Raw genomic sequence first — 19,036 nt, 5'->3', positions numbered from 1 at the left:
TGTTTTTTTATGCTAAAATTGTTCACCCGTCATAAGTGACATGAAATGTTTGAAGAAGCGATTATAATCAAAATCAATTGCTATTTGATGACTCGGCCAATCAATAAATGGTTTAGATTCTCCTAAAGAGCGAAATTCTCCAATGCTTGCCCCCTGTGCATAAGATTCTGTCATGACAACGATAGGTGATCTGTGATAGGTAAACATAGAGTTATCAAGTAAAGCAAGTATTGGCATTGTGTCATGGAAGGGGCTACCCTTTAAATGTGGTAGGGCGTCTTTATAATATCCGTAGTAATAATGATCGAATAACGGTTTGACAAGTGGAGCTTTTCCTTTTGCTTCAATGTATTCGGCCATTTCTGGTGTAATGATGGAATATTGGGTGACGTTTAATGGGTATATGTACATGTTAGCTGCGGATTGAAGGACTATATTAGCTGCAGTAGGGTCGCCATAAAAGTTTGCTTCGGAAATAGGGGTAACATTACCAGGATGTAAAAAGGCACCGCCCATTACGTAGTAAGATTTAACTTGCTCCATTAATTGTTTACATACGATAAATAAAATTGCTAGGGAGGTAAGTCTTCCTAAGCTCACAATAATTAATTCATCTTTATACTGTTCAATAAGAGGAATAACTTCAAAAAAATTCTCCATTTCTTCGTTAGTTACATTCATCTTTGGAATAATTGGCCCGAGCCCTTGTTTCCCGTGTACATCTGTAAAAAAAGAAGGAGGAGCACCAGTAATTGGACGTTCTGATCCACCAAAGATTTTGATATTTCTACCTTTTACTTCGTTTGTAAGAAAATAAGCATTTTCTACGGCCATTTTTTTTGGAACATTGCCGTAATCAGCAACGATACCGACGATTTCTATTTCATTGATAAAGAATGCTAAGAGGAGAGCCATCGTATCATCAATCCCAGGATCACAAAAAATAAGAACTTTTTTGGGCATATGTTCACCACCTATCTTGTTTATCCCGTACAAACCCGCTTGGTTAGGGCTAATAATCAATGGGGATGAGGAAACCCTCATTGATTAAAGTTTTACTTTATATATATGTAAGCTTATGGATAAAAAGATTATTTTATTGAAATAACAGTCCTTTAAATTCAGAAAATAAAAACTTTTTATATTAGGTCAAGGTTTTTGACGTAATTTTCATTTAGAAATGCAGTCATATCAAGGTTGTAAGCGTATAACATCGGCTGTTTTTGCTGTCAAGTGGATAAATTGCAGCTTTTTACAATTTATACTATGATAAAGATATTAACAGAAGATCGTATAAACATGAGGGATGATGAACATGAAATTTACAAAGATTCTTGTCCAAATTGCTGCTCTTTACGTGTTTTATATGGTTGGAACTTGGGTGCAAGAAATGTTAAATATTCCAATTCCAGGGAGTTTGATTGGGATGTTCCTCTTACTTGTTTTACTTAGCCTAAAAGTTCTTCCAGTGAAATGGTTCGATTTAGGAGCAGAAACACTCGTTGCTATTATGCCGTTTTTATTAATTCCGCCAACGCTTGGCCTAATGAATTACGGTGCTTTTTTTATGAATAAAGGAATTTCTCTTTTCATTACAGTTGTAGCGAGTACATTTTTAATTATTATTGTCGCAGGACATACAGGACAATATCTTGCGAATAGGAAGGAAAGAGAGTCGCGATGAGCCAAATATTAATCGGAATCGGTTGGGTTCTTTTTACGGTGCTATTATATCAATTATCTAAAAAAATCTATAAATTATTTCCAACACCATTCACCATTCCAATGCTTGTAGCAACAGGATTAATGGCTTTCCTATTTATCGTGCTTGATATACCATATCAACATTATATGGAAAGTGGTGGTGGCTGGATTGCAAAGCTACTTGGACCCGGTGTTGTAGCATTTGCAATTCCCCTTTATAAACAACGTCATGTTCTGCAAAAATATGTTGTACCGATTGCTGGCGGGGTATTAGTAGGTACAACAGTTGCAATCGCTAGTGATTTTGCCATTGCTTCACTTATGGGAACAGATAAAAGCTTAATCTTATCGTCTTTACCAAAATCAGTGACAATGCCAGTTGCGATGAGCGTTTCTGAACAAGTTGGTGGTGTACCTTCCTTAACAGCAGCTTTCGTTGTTATCGCAGGTATTACTGGAACAATTACAGGACCTCTCTTATTAAAATGGAGCCGTGTTACAAACTCAGTTGGTAAAGGTATCGGATTTGGATGTGCTTCTCATATTATGGGTGTTATGAGAGCAATGAAAAATAACGAACATGAAGGTGTTATTGGATCGGTAACAATGACATTAACAGCAATTTTGACATGTTTACTTGGACCGTTATTTGCAATGATGTTTATGTAATAGAAGAAAAGCGAGGGCAACTCTATAGCTCTCGCTTTTCTATAGGATTTATGCTACAGTTACAATAACTGAATCTTTGTAGGAGGTACGCCAAGTGCATACGTTATTATCCGTTTTACTTATTACTGTATCGATTTTAATGATTGTTATGGTACTTATGCAGTCTAGTAATAGCTCAGGCCTTTCAGGTGCAATTTCAGGCGGTGCAGAGCAATTATTTGGTAAGCAAAAAGCACGTGGAATTGAAGCAGTATTAAACCGTATTACAATTGTTTTAGCTGTATTGTTCTTTGTATTAACAATTGCTGTTACGTACTTAAACTTATAGAATTGAAAGAAGAAGCGTTAGTAAGATGTACTAATGGTTCTTCTTTTTTGTTTTGCCATTTGAAAGATGTTTCTAATTAGATTATAGAAATACAAATATGGTACACTAGATATAGAAAGAATACGACTAGATTACAGAAGAGAAAGAGGAGAAGTACATGATGAAATTAGCATCTCCGAAACCATTTACATTTGAGGGTGGAGACCGCGCTGTTTTATTACTACATGGATTCACAGGGAACTCAGCTGATGTACGTATGTTAGGGCGTTTCTTAGAAAAGAAAGGCTATACTTGTCATGCGCCAATTTATAAAGGGCACGGTGTACCACCAGAAGAGCTTGTTCATACAGGTCCTACAGATTGGTGGCAAGATGTAACGGAGGCATATCAGCTTTTAAAAGATAAAGGTTTTGAGAAAATTGCTGTTGTTGGATTGTCACTTGGCGGCGTATTTTCTTTGAAATTAGGTTATACAGTACCGGTTTTAGGTGTAGTACCAATGTGTGCACCGATGTATATTAAGAGCGAAGAAACGATGTACCAAGGTATATTGGCATATGCCCGCGAATATAAAAAACGTGAGCAAAAATCACCAGAACAAATTGAACAAGAAATGTTGGAATTCCAAAAGACACCGATGAATACATTAAAAGCATTACAACAATTAATTGCTGACGTACGTAACAATGTGGATATGATTTATGCACCAACATTTGTTGTACAAGCACGTCATGACGAAATGATTAATACAGATAGTGCTAACATTATTTATAACGGTGTAGAATCTACGTTAAAAGACATTAAATGGTATGAAGACTCTACGCATGTCATTACACTTGATAAACAACGTGACGAGCTACATGAGGATGTATATAACTTCTTGGAGCAACTAGATTGGTAAGATCTAGTTGCCTCTTTTTTTCATAAGGAACTTTTTATGGAAGCTGTAAAAAAATCATTGGGAGATGATTAAAGTTTCACTTTATCCCGCACTAACGGGCAGTAGGCCTCCTACCTTGAAATTCAGCGAAAGCAAAGAAGTTAGGTAGGAATCAACTGCCCGTAAAGGCCCGATTGGTTCAACTAACAATCAGTGGGGGGATGAACAAACCCCGACTGATTAAAGTTTCACTTTATACATCCCCCATCTTTCGGATACACTAAATAATATAAGGGTTTAAAGGAGGTATTTCTACTTGGAAGAAATCATACAAGAACATATTGATAAGTTGTTATTATTTATGAGAGAAGAAGCGTATAAACCGCTAACGATACAAGAGTTAGAAGAGGCATTTGGAATTGAAGGTTCTGAGGGCTTTAAAGATTTTGTAAAGGCACTTGTAATGATGGAAGAGAAGGGACTTGTTATTCGTACACGTAGCAACCGTTATGGTCTTCCTGAAAAGATGAATTTAGTACGAGGTAAGTTAATTGGACATGCACGTGGTTTTGCATTCGTTGTACCAGACGAGAAGAAAACGGGAGACGATGATCTTTTCATCCCACCTACAGAATTAAACGGTGCACTTCATGGCGATACAGTATTAGCACGCCTTAGTTCTCAATCAAGCGGTTCACGTCAAGAAGGTTCAATTGTACGCATTTTAGAGCGTGGAACGAAAGAACTAGTTGGTACATATACAGAATCGAAAAACTTTGGGTTCGTTATACCTGACAATAAGCGCTGGACGAGTGATATCTTTATCTTGAAAAGTGCATCAATGGGTGCTGTAGAAGGTCATAAGGTAGTTGTGAAAATTACGAGCTACCCAGAAAACCGTTTAAGTGCAGAAGGTGAAGTTATTCAAATTCTAGGTCATAAAAATGATCCAGGAGTAGATATTTTATCTGTCATTCATAAACATCATTTACCTTTAGCATTCCCTGAAGAAGTGATGGAGCATGCAAACAGTGTACCAGAAACGATTTCAGAAGAAGATTTAAAAGATCGCCGTGATTTACGTGATCAAATGATCGTAACGATTGATGGTGCAGATGCGAAAGATTTAGATGACGCTGTTACAGTAACGAAGCTTGAGAACGGCAATTACAAGCTAGGCGTTCACATTGCGGATGTAAGTCATTACGTTCAAGAAGGTTCTCCAATTGATGTAGAAGCAGCGGAAAGAGCGACAAGTGTGTATCTTGTTGACCGTGTAATTCCAATGATTCCACATCGTCTATCTAACGGTATTTGTTCATTAAATCCGAAAGTAGACCGTCTGACATTATCTTGTGAAATGGAAATCAACAACTTAGGTGATGTTGTTAAACACGAGATTTTCCAAAGTGTGATTAAAACGACAGAGCGTATGACGTATGCTGACGTAAGAAGCATTTTAGAAGATGAGGACGAAGAGTTAATTAAGCGTTATGAGCCATTAGTACCGATGTTTAAAGAGATGGGGCAATTGGCACAAATTCTACGTGAAAAACGTATGCGCCGTGGTGCAATTGACTTTGACTTTAAAGAAGCGAAAGTATTAGTGGATGAAGAAGGAAAACCGACTGATGTTGTCATGCGCGATCGCTCTGTATCAGAGAAGTTGATTGAAGAATTTATGCTTGTTGCGAATGAAACAGTAGCAGAGCACTTCCACTGGATGAACGTACCGTTTATGTACCGTGTCCATGAAGATCCGAAAGAAGATAAGCTTGAGCGTTTCTTCGAGTTTGTAACGAACTTCGGATATGCGGTAAAAGGACGTGCGAATGAAGTGCACCCTCGTGCGCTGCAACAAATTCTTGAAATGGTTCAAGGACAGCCTGAAGAAGTAGTTATTTCAACGGTTATGCTTCGTTCTATGAAGCAAGCACGTTACGATTCGGATAGCTTAGGACATTTCGGCTTATCAACTGAGTTCTACACACATTTCACATCACCAATTCGTCGTTACCCAGATACAATTGTTCATAGATTAATTCGTGAATACATTATTAATGGTAAAGTCGACAATGAAACGCAAGCAAAATGGCGTGAAAAATTACCTGAGATTGCAGAGCACTCTTCTAATATGGAACGCCGTGCTGTTGAAGCAGAGCGTGAAACAGATGAAATGAAAAAAGCAGAGTATATGGTTGATAAGATCGGTGAAGAGTATGACGGTATGATTAGCTCTGTAACAAACTTCGGTTTATTCGTAGAGCTTCCAAATACAATTGAAGGTCTTGTACATGTTAGTTATTTAACGGATGATTACTACCGTTATGACGAGCAGCATTTCGCTATGATCGGAGAGCGTACAGGAAACGTATTTCGCATCGGTGACGAAATTACAATTCGTGTTATTAACGTAAATAAAGACGAGCGTGCAATCGACTTTGAAATCGTTGGCATGAAAGGTACACCTCGCCGTAAGTTCAAAGATCGTCCAGTCGTTATCGAGCAGCCAAGAACAGGCAGAAAGAAACGCGGTGGACGTAGCGAGCGCAGTAATGAGCGCGGCGGAGAACGTGGCACAGGTAGAAAATTTGACCGTGGTGGCAAAGGTAAAAGTACAGGAAGAGGATCAGCATCAGCAACAGCATCTACGTCCGGTAGTCAGCCAGGGAAAAAAGATGGTAACGGCAAGAAGAAAAAAGGATTTTTCGAAAACGTACCAGGATTCAAGAAGAAAAAGAAAAAGCGTAAGTAAGAAAAGAGTGGCTTCGCTTTGATGAAAAGCGGGGCTTTTTCTTTTTTTATTGGTGGCTTGAGAGCGAGCCACTTTCGCTTTTTGTATAATCCAGCTACAGTGGCTAGAATGTTTGGCGGCTTCGCTTCTTCCCCAGAGGCAAAGAGCGCCTCAAGGTCAGAAGCTCCATCCACCTCACATTCTGAACGAGCCACTTTCGCTTTTAATGGAATCTAGCTACAGTGGCTAGAATCTATGGGCCATTTCACTCCCTCGGACGAAGCAAAAAGCGCTTCTCTGTCGGGAGTTCCAATGTCCAAAGATTCTGAGCGATCCACTTTCGCTTTTTATCTACATTTGTTACAATAGTAAAAATAGAGGAGGGACGTTATATGCCAAAAGGTACAGGTAAGGTTATTGCACAAAATAAAAAAGCGTTTCATGATTATTTCATCGAAGAAACATACGAAGCAGGGCTTGTCCTTCAAGGAACGGAAATTAAGTCGATTCGCGCTGGTCGCGTGAACTTGAAAGATGCGTTTGCACGTATACATAATGGTGAAGTATGGGTTCATAATATGCACATTAATACATACGAACAAGGGAATCGTTTCAACCATGATCCACTTCGTACGAGAAAATTACTTCTTCATAAAAAAGAAATTGATAAGCTAGCGGGCGCTGCAAAAGAAACAGGTTACGCATTAGTTCCACTTAGAATCTATTTGAAAAATGGATTTGCAAAAATGGCACTTGGTTTAGCAAAAGGTAAGAAACAATATGATAAACGTCACGATTTAAAAGAGAAAGAAGCGAAACGTGAAATTGCACGCGTGTTCCGTGATCGCCAAAAGATGTAATACAGATATTTACATTTGTAAAACGGCGCGCGTATGATATAATAACTTATGTAAGGTTGTTGCACATTGAAAAACAGCTCTTAGTAGCTATCACGATATTTTCTTCGTATGCTCCATTTTTATCATGGGGACGTTACGGATTCGACAGGGATAGTTCGAGCTTAGGTTGCGAGTCGAGGGGATCGGCCTCGTTAAAACGTCAAAGCCTATAATTGGCAAACAAAACAATCTTTCTTTAGCTGCTTAATTGCACTAAAGGTTCCTCCCTCCATCGTCCATGTGGTAGGGTAAGGGACTCAAACTAAGTGGACTACGCCGGAGTTCGCCGTCTGAGGGCGAAGGAAGAGAACAATCAGACTAGCAACTTGGAAGCCTGTCGATAGGCCGAAGAGTTCGCGAAATGCTAATATATCGACTACACTCGTAGAAGCTTAAGTGCCGATATTTTTGGACGTGGGTTCGACTCCCACCGTCTCCACCAATACATATTTGGTGGTTTTTTTATTTTGTATGATATGAACCATAACTTTGCCAGGTCGGCGAGGTTATGGTTCTTTTTGTTTGTGGCAAACTTATGCATACAAAAATAAAAGATTTTAAACCGTATCTTTATTATTGTCTACTTGACAGGGAAGTGACCACCTTACGTGTATATGATATTCATTGAATTTCTACAATTTAAAAGGGCAATTTGTACCCATTGATAAAATTACTAGATTTATACTAAAAACACGCATTTTGATTAAGTTTTTTCAAAATGCGTGTTTCATTTATGTTTATATTTTACAATGATGCAAACAAACCTTCTTAAATTGTTTTTACCTATATTTGTATAAGCAGCGAAGGAAATCTATACTTTCTCTAAAAACCACTTCTCTTTTATAAGAAAGCGATTTTTTTTATGAATATAACTATGAATTAACTTTAACTGTTCTGTTTATATATCTTTTCACTTTTGTTTTCCATGTGATGTATAATGCTTTCGCCTTCAACATCAATGTTAGGTAAAATTTTATCCAGCCATTTTGGCAAGTACCAGGCCGACTTACCCATGAGAGCCATGACCGCAGGTACGATTGTCATTCTCACGATGAATGCGTCGAAGAAAACACCGAATGTAAGAGCCATGCCTATGGATTTAATGATGCTATCAGGTGCCAACATGAATCCAATAAATACAGACATCATAATTAATCCTGCTGAGACTACGACTTTACCGCTCTCTCGCATTCCTTCTAAAATAGCTCTCTTCGGGTCGCCTGTATGTGTATATACTTCCCGCATCTTGCTTACTAGAAACACCTCATAGTCCATGGCAAGTCCGAACAGGATGCCAATCAGAATAACAGGCAAGAAAGCTAAGATTGGACTGGCAGCTGGGAAACCAAATAAATTTTGGAAATGCCCATCCTGCACGAAAAATACCACGGCTCCCAACGTAGCACCAAGAGACAGTAGAAACCCTAATACTGCTTTTAATGGAATGAGTAGAGATCTAAACACTAGAACTAAGAGTACATATGCGAGTCCCACAATAAGAGCAGCGAAAACTGGCAAGGCATCACTCAGCTTTTGCACAATATCAATATTCATCGCTGCTGTGCCCGTTACCATTAGTTCAATTCCATTTTTTTTCTCGGTCTGGTTTGATCTGTCCCGAATCGTATTTACCAAATCCTTCGTCTTTGTATCGTCAGGTCCTGTTTTTGGTGTGATGGAAATCATATAAATCTTTCCAGAAGGACCAGGGATAGCTGGTGTCACACTTTTCACGTCAGATAAGTTACCCAATTCTTTTGCAACGGTGTTCATAGTATTTTGCGTTTCAGCTGTTGCTTCCTCAGCTTTTGCCACTACCGCTAAAGAGGCATGAATTCCTTCTCCATATGCTTCGGTCAATAAATCATATGCTCTTCGTTCTGTCGTTTCTGTGGACTTTGATGTTCCATCAGAAAGCAGCCCAAGGTTCATATGGAAAAATGGAATCGTAATCACTGCAAGTAGTCCGATTGCGAAAATCGAAACAACCAGAGGACGTCTTACGACAAATTCCCCCCATTTATTTGAACCAGTGCGTTTCTTACCTGCCCCAGTCATCTTTTCCAAGAATCGATTTTGTTTAGTTGGGGCAATCTTATGGCCGATAATTCCTAATATGGCCGGTAATATGACGACGGAAACCACCACAGCTATGAATACAGTGAAAGCAGCGGATACGCCCATCGCTATTAGGAATGGAATCTTTGTAACAGACAGTCCCAAAAGACCAATAATAACAGTCAATCCTGCAAAGATTACGGCACTTCCCGCTGTTCCCGTTGCAATGGCAATAGATTCTGGAACAGAATCTCCTTGTGCGAGCTGCTGTCTAAAGCGATTGATAATGAAAAGCGCATAGTCAATGCCTACTGCGAGTCCCAGCATGGCAGCTAATGTTAAGGAAACAGATTGGATTTCCACATAATTGGTTCCAATCATGATTCCTAGCATTCCAATCGCTAATCCGATTATCGCAGTGAGAATCGGAAGTCCAGCTGCTAGAAGAGACACAAAAGTAAATGTCAGGACTACGAAGGCAACAAGTACTCCAACAATTTCAGTCATACCTGAAGTCTCTGAGTCGGAAAACTTAATATCGCCTCCTGATAGCTCCGTTTGAATGCCGGCATCCCTTGTTGTTTCAATACTATCTAAAATCTTATCCTTAGAAGCTTCTGTGACCTTTTCCGCTTCCACTTTGTACGTAACAACTGCATATCCGATTTTCTTATTTTCACTAAGGTTCTGCAGTTGCATCGGTGCTGCCACAGAATCAACAGCTGAATCTTTTTTTATCTCACTTAGAACTTCTGCAATTTTCTGTTGTACTTCCGCTGACTCCAAGGTTCCGTTTTTTGGTGCTTGAAATACTACTTTTACTTGTGCACCTGCTGGTTGCATCGCTTTAAACTCTTTTTTAATTACTTTTCCTGCTTTATCTGCCGGTGTATTCGGAATGCTCATTTCATCATTGAAAGAGGAACCCATGTTGACTCCAATAAGTACAAATGCAATAAGAATTGCGAGTGCACTAAATATAACCTTTTTCCTATGATTTACTGCCCAATGTCCTAACTTATAAAGATATTTTGCCAATTAAATCTCACCCTACTTTCGTTGGAAATTTGTCTTGTTCTTACGTTGTAATTTAGAAACGTACAAACGCCAAAATCTCGTATTATTCATATAAAAGGATTTTAAAATTTATATTGTAAATTGTATCAGTATATCTCACCCTATTTATAGCTTGCAAAATGGCGGGAAATTGCCAGTAGGAAACAAAGAAAATGGTACACATTGACAGCAATGATGGCCTTTTATACACTAACAATTGTACTTACATGTGTAAGTATAACAGTGAATTTTCATCTTTCAAGCACTATGTGATAATTTACACTTAAAACGAACAGAATGAAGGGATGTGTTAGTTTTGAGGAAGTCAAGAGAAGACAGTATACACTCTCAGAAATACATTATGGAGGCATTGAGCGCACTGTTGCATGAACATAAACTGCAAGATATAACCGTAACAGCTATTTGCAAAAAGGCTGGAGTTGCCAGAGTCACATTCTACAAATACTACCGCAACGTTTACGACGTCGTACAAGTATCAGTGGATGAAATTGTTCAACAATTTTTGAAAGAGGTTGATAGTTTGGATCCTTATGAAAGTATGCAGCTAATTATTGAATATATTATAGAGGGCTTTGTGTCTGCACAGAAGCCGTCAGGAAAGTTAATTGATGCAAATATATCTAGTATGATGCTTGATTATTTGAATTACACAATGGAAAAGGTCTTTCAAGCGGATATTACGCGCAATCATGACATAAGCAGAATGCAAATCCTGTTTTTAGCAGGCGGTATCTATAATATTGTTAACGATTGGATTAAAAGAGGGGCAAAGGAATCTCCCCAGGCACTTGCTGCAAAAATATACGAGATCCTTCCATATGGGACAACAGACACAAGGAATTTGGCAAATTCATGATGCAACTGTACTATCTTTGATTACATCTAAAAAATGGCATCACATAAATAGCTGTGAGTAGTTCATCTAACCATAAACGACCGTTTTTGGTTAAAAGAACAAAACTTTCTTTCATATAAAATTTTCTTAACGTTGTTGAAAGCGGAGGAATCGTCAGGAAAATGGGCTTAGTGTTGTAAATCCGCATTTTCCTGACGGTACCTCTAAAAGCAAAGGATATCATTACAAACACTTTTACCATTAAGCCAATATACTAAAACTCCTTTGTTAAAGTTATTGAACTTGTTGTATAAAAGCTTTAATGAATAAAATAGTAAGATTAAATGCCACATGCTAATAATAGGTATTTTTATTTGTTTTGTTGTAACATTCACGGCAAGTTTATGCTTCTTTTATTTGTGGAAAAGTTAGGATTTTAAAAATAGAATGCTTCTAATTCTTCACTTCTTTCACTTCTATCCTTAATGCGTATCCCTTAATGATTACAAGTTTATCCCGTCAAAACCTGGTTGATAAGACTTCATTGAATTTTCGTTTTATTAGAATATTAATATGTTTTGTGTTTTTATCCATACCTATTGTAAGATTATATAGAGTTCTCCTAATAAGCTGTTTTCATGGATTATTTAGGAATTTTAAATTTATAAATCTTAAATTGTTTTTTGGGGATAATTTTTTATCTAAATAAGTTATATTGAAGTAGAGGTGAACCATCGGTGAAGCAGGTGTTGGTGATTAAAAATGAACGGTCTTCAGCAAAGAAAATCGTAAGCGGTCTAACGCAAGAAGGCTATTTCATTTTAAAACTTCACAATGAAAACGAAGGTTTAAATATAATATATGAACAAGACTGGGATATTATCATATTAGATTGGGATTCATTAAGTATATCGGGACCAGAAATTTGCAGACAAATACGGCTTGTTAAAAAGACACCAATCATTATTGTGACCGATAATATTTCTAGCAAGGATTGCATAGCAGGATTACAAGCAGGAGCAGATGATTATATAAGAAAACCATTTGTGAAAGAAGAATTAGTAGCAAGAGTTCAAGCGATTTTAAGGAGAAGTGGCTGTATTCAGCAAAATGAGACAAACTTTTTTCAGTTTAAAGATCTCTTTGTTGATGCATCTAGCAATATTGTGAAAAAAGGTGGCGAAAACCTCTCGCTTACTAAGCGCGAGTACGATTTACTTGTATTTTTAATCAAGAATAAAAATACAATATTGAGCCGTGAAATGCTTTTGAATCAGGTTTGGGGATATAACGTAGTAGTAAATCCAAATGTAGTAGATTTATATATTGGGTATGTAAGAAAAAAGTTAAAGTGCGAGAAAAAAGAAAGATATATTCAAACGATACATGGCAGAGGCTATTCGATGATTGACTGATAAAAATAAGATAATAAAAAAATGAGTAAAACTATTTCATTTGGTTTTACTCATTTTTTTATTAAATATGATAATCAAATAGTTTCTGTGAAGTCTTAAAAGATGTAAAAAGAATATTTCTATCAGGCAATGGATTATGAAAACATTAGCTATTAATGAGCATTTTTTGCAGGGGAAATTATGGTTTATAAGGTGCTCATCTTTTGGGTAGTGTGGAGGGGACGATTCTAGTGCGCATTAGTTGAGACCGGATCTAATGAAAGTGTCTACTCGAAAAAAATCGACACGCTCTGAAGAATAAAGGTGCCTGACTTCACATATTACTTTTTATGCCTGATTTTATGAATTCGCACCATTCACAAGATTTTCACAGAATTAATGACTATACTAATTAACAGGATGTTCAAATGAAAATGATTATCAATAGCGATTCAATTGAATAAAAGTTACTTTCTAATTCAATCTATGGATGTCATCATTTTCGAAATAAATCACACTATAAGGAGTATACATATGAAAAAATCTATGCTTTTAAAATTAGTGAGTATTCTAGCAGTTTTCACTTTAATGTTAGTAGCTTGCTCAGATTCAAGTAAAGAAACTTCGAAGGCTAATAATAAAGATAATGGTAGTGATAAGCCAAAAACGGTTGAAATCACTGATGCTCATGGAACTGTTAAAGTCCCTGTAAACCCAAAGAATGTAGTTGCTTTGGATAACAGAACTTTTGAAACTTTATCTGATTGGGGAATTAAATTAGCGGCTGCTCCAAAGGATATCATGCCTGCTGATTCAGCATATAAAAAGGATGAAAAAGTTCAAAATATTGGGAATCACCGTGAACCAAATCTTGAAATTATTGCAGCGGCAAACCCTGACCTTGTAATCGTTGGTCAAAGATTTGCTGACCATTACGAAGAAATCAAAAAATTAGTACCAAATGCAGCAGTTATTGATCTTAATTTTGATGTCTCTGAGAAAGCTACTAAGCCTGGCGAAAACTTAGTAAAAGGACTTAAAGATTCTACAGTTACTTTAGGAAAAATCTTTAATAAAGATAAAGAAGCTAAACAATTAGTAGCTGATTTTGATAAATCTATTGAAAAAGCAAAATCTGCTTATAACGGAAAAGATAAAGTTATGAGTGTTATCGTTACTGGTGGTAATATTGGTTTTGCTGCTCCACATTCTGGTCGCGTTTGGGGACCAATGTATGAAATTTTCGGTTGGACTCCAGCGTTAGAAGTTTCAAATTCTACTGCAGGTCATAAAGGTGATGACGTTTCTGTTGAAGCTATTGCACAAACAAATCCTGATTGGATTTTCGTATTAGATCGTGATGCTGCAACATCTGATGCAGCTAAGTCAACACCTGCTAAGGATGTTATTTCTAAATCACCTGCTCTTCAAAACACAACTGCTGTTTCTAAAAAACAAGTTATTTATGCACCAGAAGATACTTACACAAATGAATCAATTCAAACTTATATAGAGTTATTTGGAAATGTGGCAAAAACTTTAGCTAAGTAGTGTAAAGGAGTACGAAACAGTGTCAAAAAATATAATTTCTAGGGTTGAGAATATTTCTCAACCCCAGTTTTATAATCACAATAAATTATGGACAAAACCTTTTATAATAGCGATTATAGTTGTTATAATTTTAGGGATTATATCACTGTTTACTGGAGTTTATGATATACGTGGACAAGAGGACGGGACAGAGATGTTTTTCATAACTCGTGTTCCGAGAACAGCTGCATTAATGCTTACTGGAGCTGCGATGGCGATGGCAGGGCTCGTAATGCAACTCATTACACAGAATCGCTTTGTTGAACCTACTACAACGGGGACTATTGAATGGTCAGGCTTAGGCCTGCTTTTTGTGTATTTATTATTTCCTGCCCCGACTTTAGTTCAAAGAATGACTGGTGCAATCATTTTTTCTTTTATAGGAACTATGATTTTCTTTCTATTTTTAAGAAGAGTTAAGCTTCGTTCGTCTTTAATTGTTCCGATTATTGGATTGATGCTTGGAGCAGTAATTTCTGCAGTGTCTACTTTTTTAGGACTCCTTTTTCAAAAGACGCAAAGTATTGAAACTTGGTTTGTAGGTTCATTTGCTAACATTCAGGTGGGAAGATATGAATATTTATGGCTGATTGTTATCATTACTTTTCTTATTTTTATGTATGCTAATAGATTGACTTTAGCTGGACTAGGAGAAGATGTCGCAACAAGTCTTGGAGTTAATTACAATAGAATTGTTCTTTTTGGGACTGCTCTTATCTCTGTTGCAGTTGGAATTGTTGCAGCTGTTATTGGACACTTACCTTTCTTAGGATTAATTGTGCCAAATATCGTTTCAATGTTTAGAGGTGATGATCTTAGGAGTAATTTACCTTGGGTTTGTGTGATCGGAATGGGATCAATAACTGCCTGTGACATCATTTCTCGAACAATTATACAGCCTTTTGAATTACCTGTTTCTTTAATACTTGCAACAGTGGGAGCAGTCGTGTTTATTACTATTTTATTGAGACAAAGAAAACCAAGGAGGCTACGATGATCACATTAGAATATAGAAAAAAAGAAAATGTCGAAATCGATTCTAGCCTTCATAATGAAAGTAGATCAGCTAGCGCTTTTCGGTCTAAGAAGGAAGCAAGACGTTATTGGATTTTACTGATAACATTGATTGCTTTAGGTCTTCTTTCTTCATATGGACTTTTAGTTTATAACAATCCAGTTCCGATAGATTCACCTTCTTTTATCCCAGTCGTTAAGAGAAGGATAGTAGCTATTGTTGCAATGATTATTGCTGCGGTTTGCCATAGCTTATCGACAGTTGCTTTCCAATCTATTACGAATAATAAAATTATTACTCCTTCACTTTTAGGTTTCGAATCACTTTATTCAGCAATTCAAACGAGTACAGTATTCTTCTTTGGTGCTAGTGCGTTAATAAATTTTAATGGAATTGGATCATTTTTATTCCAAGTTGTTGTTATGGTCTTCATGAGTTTGATACTTTATGGATGGTTACTTTCCGGTAAATACGGGAATTTACAACTTATGCTTTTAGTTGGAATTATTATTGGTACCGGGCTAAATTCTGTGTCAACTTTCATGAGAAAACTACTTGCGCCTTCAGAATTTGATATCTTACAAGCAAGATTATTTGGTTCTGTTAATCATGCAGATCCTGCATATTTTCCTATTGTAATTCCTATGATCATAATTATAGCAGTATTAATTTTTGCTCATTCTAAGAATTTAAATGTTTTGTCACTAGGAAAGGATGTTGCTACTTCTTTTGGAGTTAAATACCAACCTAGTGTAATTTATACGCTTGTATTAGTTGCTATTTTGATGTCCATTTCAACAGCTCTAATTGGGCCACTTACTTTCTACGGCTTTTTAGTAGCAACTTTGAGTTATCAGGCAGCATCAACGTATGATCATAGATATATTTTTCCAATGGCTTTTGCTATAGGATTTTTGATAATGACGAGTGCATACTTTTTAATGTATCATGTATTCCATGCTCAAGGTGTAGTTTCAGTTATTATTGAATTATTTGGTGGAATCATATTCTTAACTATAGTTTTAAGGAAGAGGGCTTTATGATAAAAATTGATAATGTTAAAAAGTTCTATACTGATAAGGTGAAAATAGGACCTTTGGATATTGAAATACCAAAAGCGGGCTTTACTTCTTTAATTGGACCAAATGGTGCTGGAAAGTCAACGACACTTTTAATGATTGGCAGACTTTTAGATATGGATGAAGGCCAAATTCAGGTAGCAAATATGGATGTTTCTGAATCTAAATCAAAAGACTTAGCAAAAGTTTTGACTATATTGCGACAAGAAAATCATTTTGTAACTAGGCTTACTGTGAGACAACTAGTTGGATTTGGGCGCTTTCCTTATTCAAAGGGAAGATTGACTAAAGAAGATGAGGCTATCATCTCTAAATATATCGATTTCTTAGATTTAACTAGTTTAGAGAATAGATATTTAGATGAGCTTTCTGGTGGTCAAAGACAAAGGGCATATGTAGCGATGGTACTGTGCCAAGAGACGGAATATGTACTTTTGGACGAACCTTTGAACAACCTTGATGTTGCTCGTTCTGTTCAAATGATGGAGCATTTGAGACGTGCAGCTAATGAATTTGGACGAACAATTTTGACTGTTATGCATGACATAAATTTTGCAGCTAAATACTCGGATAAAATTTGTGCTATGAAAGATGGACAAATTGCTGCTTTCGGAACAGTAGAAGAGGTTATGGACCCAACACTTTTGACAGATATTTTTGAAACAAAAATAGAAATTATTAATGGTCCTTATGGGCCGATCGCAGTGTATTAGTTATAAAATGTCTTGCGTAGATTATGCAAGACATTCTAGTTGAAGTTGCTGTCTACATTTTATAGGCAGCAGCTTTTTTTATGTGATTACTCATAAAATGCAAAAGAATGCTTCACCTTTTCAAGTATGTACCAAGCGAAAAAAATATCTCTGTATAATTTTTCAAAAGAATTCAGCTTGTTTTTTATATGTAATATTGCATATCAGAGTGTATTGATAAAAGTGTAAGGGGTCACTATAATGAGGGCATAAAGATAAATCATATTTTCGTAGCAATAAAAAGGAGGAAATAATATGGAAATCGCAATGGCAGTTTTAAAATTTGTAGGTGGCGTAATCCCGTTAATTCAAGAACTTTTAAAAGCATTTATGTAAGTTTATTAGTTAGCTATCATTTATCAATCATTATCATATTTTACTAAAAAAAGAACGGGGTGATTTTTCTGAATATTAAGAAAAAAACTAAAAGAAGAAAGTTCCTTGCATGTTTATTAGTTAGTCTATGCACTATTAATTATTCATCTATTTCCTTCGCAGAAACACAAGCAAGTAATGCAACTGATGTAACCAAAAATGCTAGTGGCATTGATACTGGTATAGCAAATCTTAAATATAATAATCAAGAGGTTTTAGCTGTAAATGGTGATAAGGTAGAGAGTTTTGTTCCGAAAGAAAGTATCAATTCAAATGGTAAATTTGTAGTAGTGGAACGCGAGAAAAAATCACTTACAACGTCACCAGTCGATATTTCAATTATTGATTCGGTAGTGAATCGTACGTATCCAGGAGCTGTACAACTTGCAAATAAAGCTTTTGCAGACAATCAACCGAGTTTATTAGTGGCTAAGAGAAAGCCTTTGAATATTAGTATAGACTTACCGGGCATGAGAAAAGAAAATACAATCACTGTCCAAAATCCGACATATGGTAATGTAGCTGGAGCAGTAGACGATTTAGTATCTACTTGGAATGAAAAGTATTCCACAACACATACGTTACCTGCAAGAATGCAGTATACGGAATCTATGGTTTATAGTAAATCACAAATCGCAAGTGCTCTTAATGTTAACGCTAAATATCTTGATAACAGTCTAAACATTGATTTTAATGCGGTTGCAAATGGAGAGAAAAAAGTGATGGTAGCGGCGTATAAGCAAATATTTTATACGGTAAGTGCTGAACTACCTAACAATCCATCTGACCTTTTTGATAATAGTGTTACTTTTGACGAGTTAACTCGAAAAGGCGTAAGTAATTCGGCTCCACCTGTTATGGTTTCAAATGTAGCTTATGGTAGAACGATTTATGTAAAATTAGAAACAACATCTAAGAGCAAAGATGTACAAGCTGCTTTTAAAGCCTTACTTAAGAATAACAGTGTTGAAACAAGTGGACAGTATAAAGATATTTTTGAAGAAAGTACCTTTACTGCTGTAGTATTAGGCGGAGATGCGAAAGAGCATAACAAGGTTGTTACTAAAGATTTCAATGAAATCCGAAATATCATTAAAGATAATGCTGAATTAAGTCTTAAAAATCCAGCATACCCGATTTCATATACAAGTACTTTCTTAAAAGATAATGCAACTGCTGCTGTTCATAACAATACAGATTATATTGAGACGACAACTACAGAATATTCAAGTGCTAAAATGACACTTGATCATTACGGTGCTTACGTTGCTCAATTTGATGTATCTTGGGATGAATTCACATTTGACCAAAAGGGTAACGAAGTACTAACACATAAAACGTGGGATGGTAGCGGAAAAGACAAAACGGCTCATTACTCTACAGTTATCCCTCTTCCACCGAACTCAAAAAATATAAAAATTGTAGCAAGAGAATGTACAGGTCTTGCATGGGAATGGTGGAGAACAATTATTAATGAACAAAACGTTCCATTAACAAATGAAATAAAAGTTTCAATTGGAGGAACAACATTATACCCAACAGCTAGTATTAGTCATTAAGTATAAAAAAAGCGCCCTATAAGTAGGGCGCTTTTTTACTTGGTCACAAATTTTATCCCGCTATTTGCCGGGCGGCCTGATTGGTGAG

15 protein-coding genes and 1 other RNA gene are annotated in these 19,036 nt (G+C 36.5%); 14 read left to right on the top strand and 2 right to left on the bottom strand.

The window, feature by feature from the left end; genetic code table 11:
* Positions 1–12: 12 nt before the first annotated feature.
* Positions 13–963 carry a nucleoside hydrolase gene (locus AC241_RS25420; protein ID WP_050844695.1) on the bottom strand — a complete coding sequence of 317 codons (951 nt, stop codon included), beginning with the start codon at positions 961–963 and terminating at the stop codon, positions 13–15.
* Between the two features lie 352 nt (positions 964–1,315).
* Here AC241_RS25420 and AC241_RS25415 point away from each other — a divergent pair, with 352 nt between their 5' ends.
* From AC241_RS25415 to ssrA, 7 genes are all read left to right on the top strand, one after another.
* Positions 1,316–1,684 (top strand): CidA/LrgA family holin-like protein, encoded by a 369-nt coding sequence (locus AC241_RS25415; protein ID WP_050844694.1) that lies wholly within the window; start codon positions 1,316–1,318, stop codon positions 1,682–1,684.
* Complete coding sequence (locus AC241_RS25410; RefSeq protein WP_000078304.1) at positions 1,681–2,373, top strand: LrgB family protein; 693 nt, start codon at positions 1,681–1,683, stop codon at positions 2,371–2,373. Before AC241_RS25415 ends, AC241_RS25410 begins: the two co-directional genes overlap by 4 nt.
* A 94-nt stretch (positions 2,374–2,467) precedes the next feature.
* A complete protein-coding gene (secG, locus tag AC241_RS25405) occupies positions 2,468–2,701 on the top strand; it encodes a preprotein translocase subunit SecG (protein WP_000557266.1) in 234 nt (77 codons plus the stop codon).
* A 160-nt stretch (positions 2,702–2,861) separates the two neighbouring features.
* Positions 2,862–3,602, top strand: a complete 741-nt coding sequence (gene estA, locus AC241_RS25400; RefSeq protein ID WP_000761986.1) for a carboxylesterase — start codon at positions 2,862–2,864, stop codon at positions 3,600–3,602.
* 295 nt (positions 3,603–3,897) lie between these two features.
* Positions 3,898–6,336 carry a ribonuclease R gene (gene rnr / locus AC241_RS25395; protein WP_050844693.1) on the top strand — a complete coding sequence of 813 codons (2,439 nt, stop codon included), beginning with the start codon at positions 3,898–3,900 and terminating at the stop codon, positions 6,334–6,336.
* 371 nt (positions 6,337–6,707) lie between these two features.
* Positions 6,708–7,175 carry an SsrA-binding protein gene (gene smpB, locus AC241_RS25390; RefSeq protein WP_001123917.1) on the top strand — a complete coding sequence of 156 codons (468 nt, stop codon included), beginning with the start codon at positions 6,708–6,710 and terminating at the stop codon, positions 7,173–7,175.
* 126 nt (positions 7,176–7,301) lie between these two features.
* Positions 7,302–7,656: a transfer-messenger RNA gene (ssrA, locus tag AC241_RS33395) on the top strand.
* Between the two features lie 443 nt (positions 7,657–8,099).
* Here the strand turns inward: ssrA and AC241_RS25385 are convergent.
* Positions 8,100–10,310, bottom strand: coding sequence for an MMPL family transporter (locus AC241_RS25385; protein WP_155417073.1), 2,211 nt, complete (start codon positions 10,308–10,310; stop codon positions 8,100–8,102).
* Positions 10,311–10,689: 379 nt separating this feature from the next.
* Here AC241_RS25385 and AC241_RS25380 point away from each other — a divergent pair, with 379 nt between their 5' ends.
* From AC241_RS25380 to alo, 7 genes are all read left to right on the top strand, one after another.
* A complete protein-coding gene (locus tag AC241_RS25380) occupies positions 10,690–11,205 on the top strand; it encodes a TetR/AcrR family transcriptional regulator (RefSeq protein WP_043935894.1) in 516 nt (171 codons plus the stop codon).
* Positions 11,206–11,921: 716 nt separating this feature from the next.
* A complete protein-coding gene (locus AC241_RS25375; protein ID WP_043935796.1) occupies positions 11,922–12,599 on the top strand; it encodes a response regulator transcription factor in 678 nt (225 codons plus the stop codon).
* 513 nt (positions 12,600–13,112) lie between these two features.
* Positions 13,113–14,129, top strand: coding sequence for a siderophore ABC transporter substrate-binding protein (locus AC241_RS25370; RefSeq protein WP_050844692.1), 1,017 nt, complete (start codon positions 13,113–13,115; stop codon positions 14,127–14,129).
* Between the two features lie 19 nt (positions 14,130–14,148).
* A complete protein-coding gene (locus AC241_RS25365; RefSeq protein WP_000041820.1) occupies positions 14,149–15,165 on the top strand; it encodes an ABC transporter permease in 1,017 nt (338 codons plus the stop codon).
* Complete coding sequence (locus AC241_RS25360; protein ID WP_016079769.1) at positions 15,162–16,226, top strand: iron chelate uptake ABC transporter family permease subunit; 1,065 nt, start codon at positions 15,162–15,164, stop codon at positions 16,224–16,226. The genes AC241_RS25365 and AC241_RS25360 overlap by 4 nt, the downstream gene beginning before the upstream one ends.
* The gene (locus AC241_RS25355) at positions 16,223–16,975 is read left to right on the top strand and encodes an iron ABC transporter ATP-binding protein (RefSeq protein ID WP_000590061.1); all 753 of its coding nucleotides are present in this window, start codon (positions 16,223–16,225) and stop codon (positions 16,973–16,975) included. The genes AC241_RS25360 and AC241_RS25355 overlap by 4 nt, the downstream gene beginning before the upstream one ends.
* A gap of 434 nt (positions 16,976–17,409) precedes the next feature.
* On the top strand, positions 17,410–18,948 hold the full coding sequence (gene alo, locus AC241_RS25345) for an anthrolysin O/cereolysin O family cholesterol-dependent cytolysin Alo (RefSeq protein WP_050844691.1): 1,539 nt from the start codon (positions 17,410–17,412) through the stop codon (positions 18,946–18,948).
* Positions 18,949–19,036: the final 88 nt, after the last annotated feature.

This window comes from Bacillus thuringiensis (assembly GCF_001182785.1).
GTDB lineage: Bacteria > Bacillota > Bacilli > Bacillales > Bacillaceae_G > Bacillus_A > Bacillus_A thuringiensis_S.
This window is presented reverse-complemented; position numbering and strand designations above follow the sequence as displayed.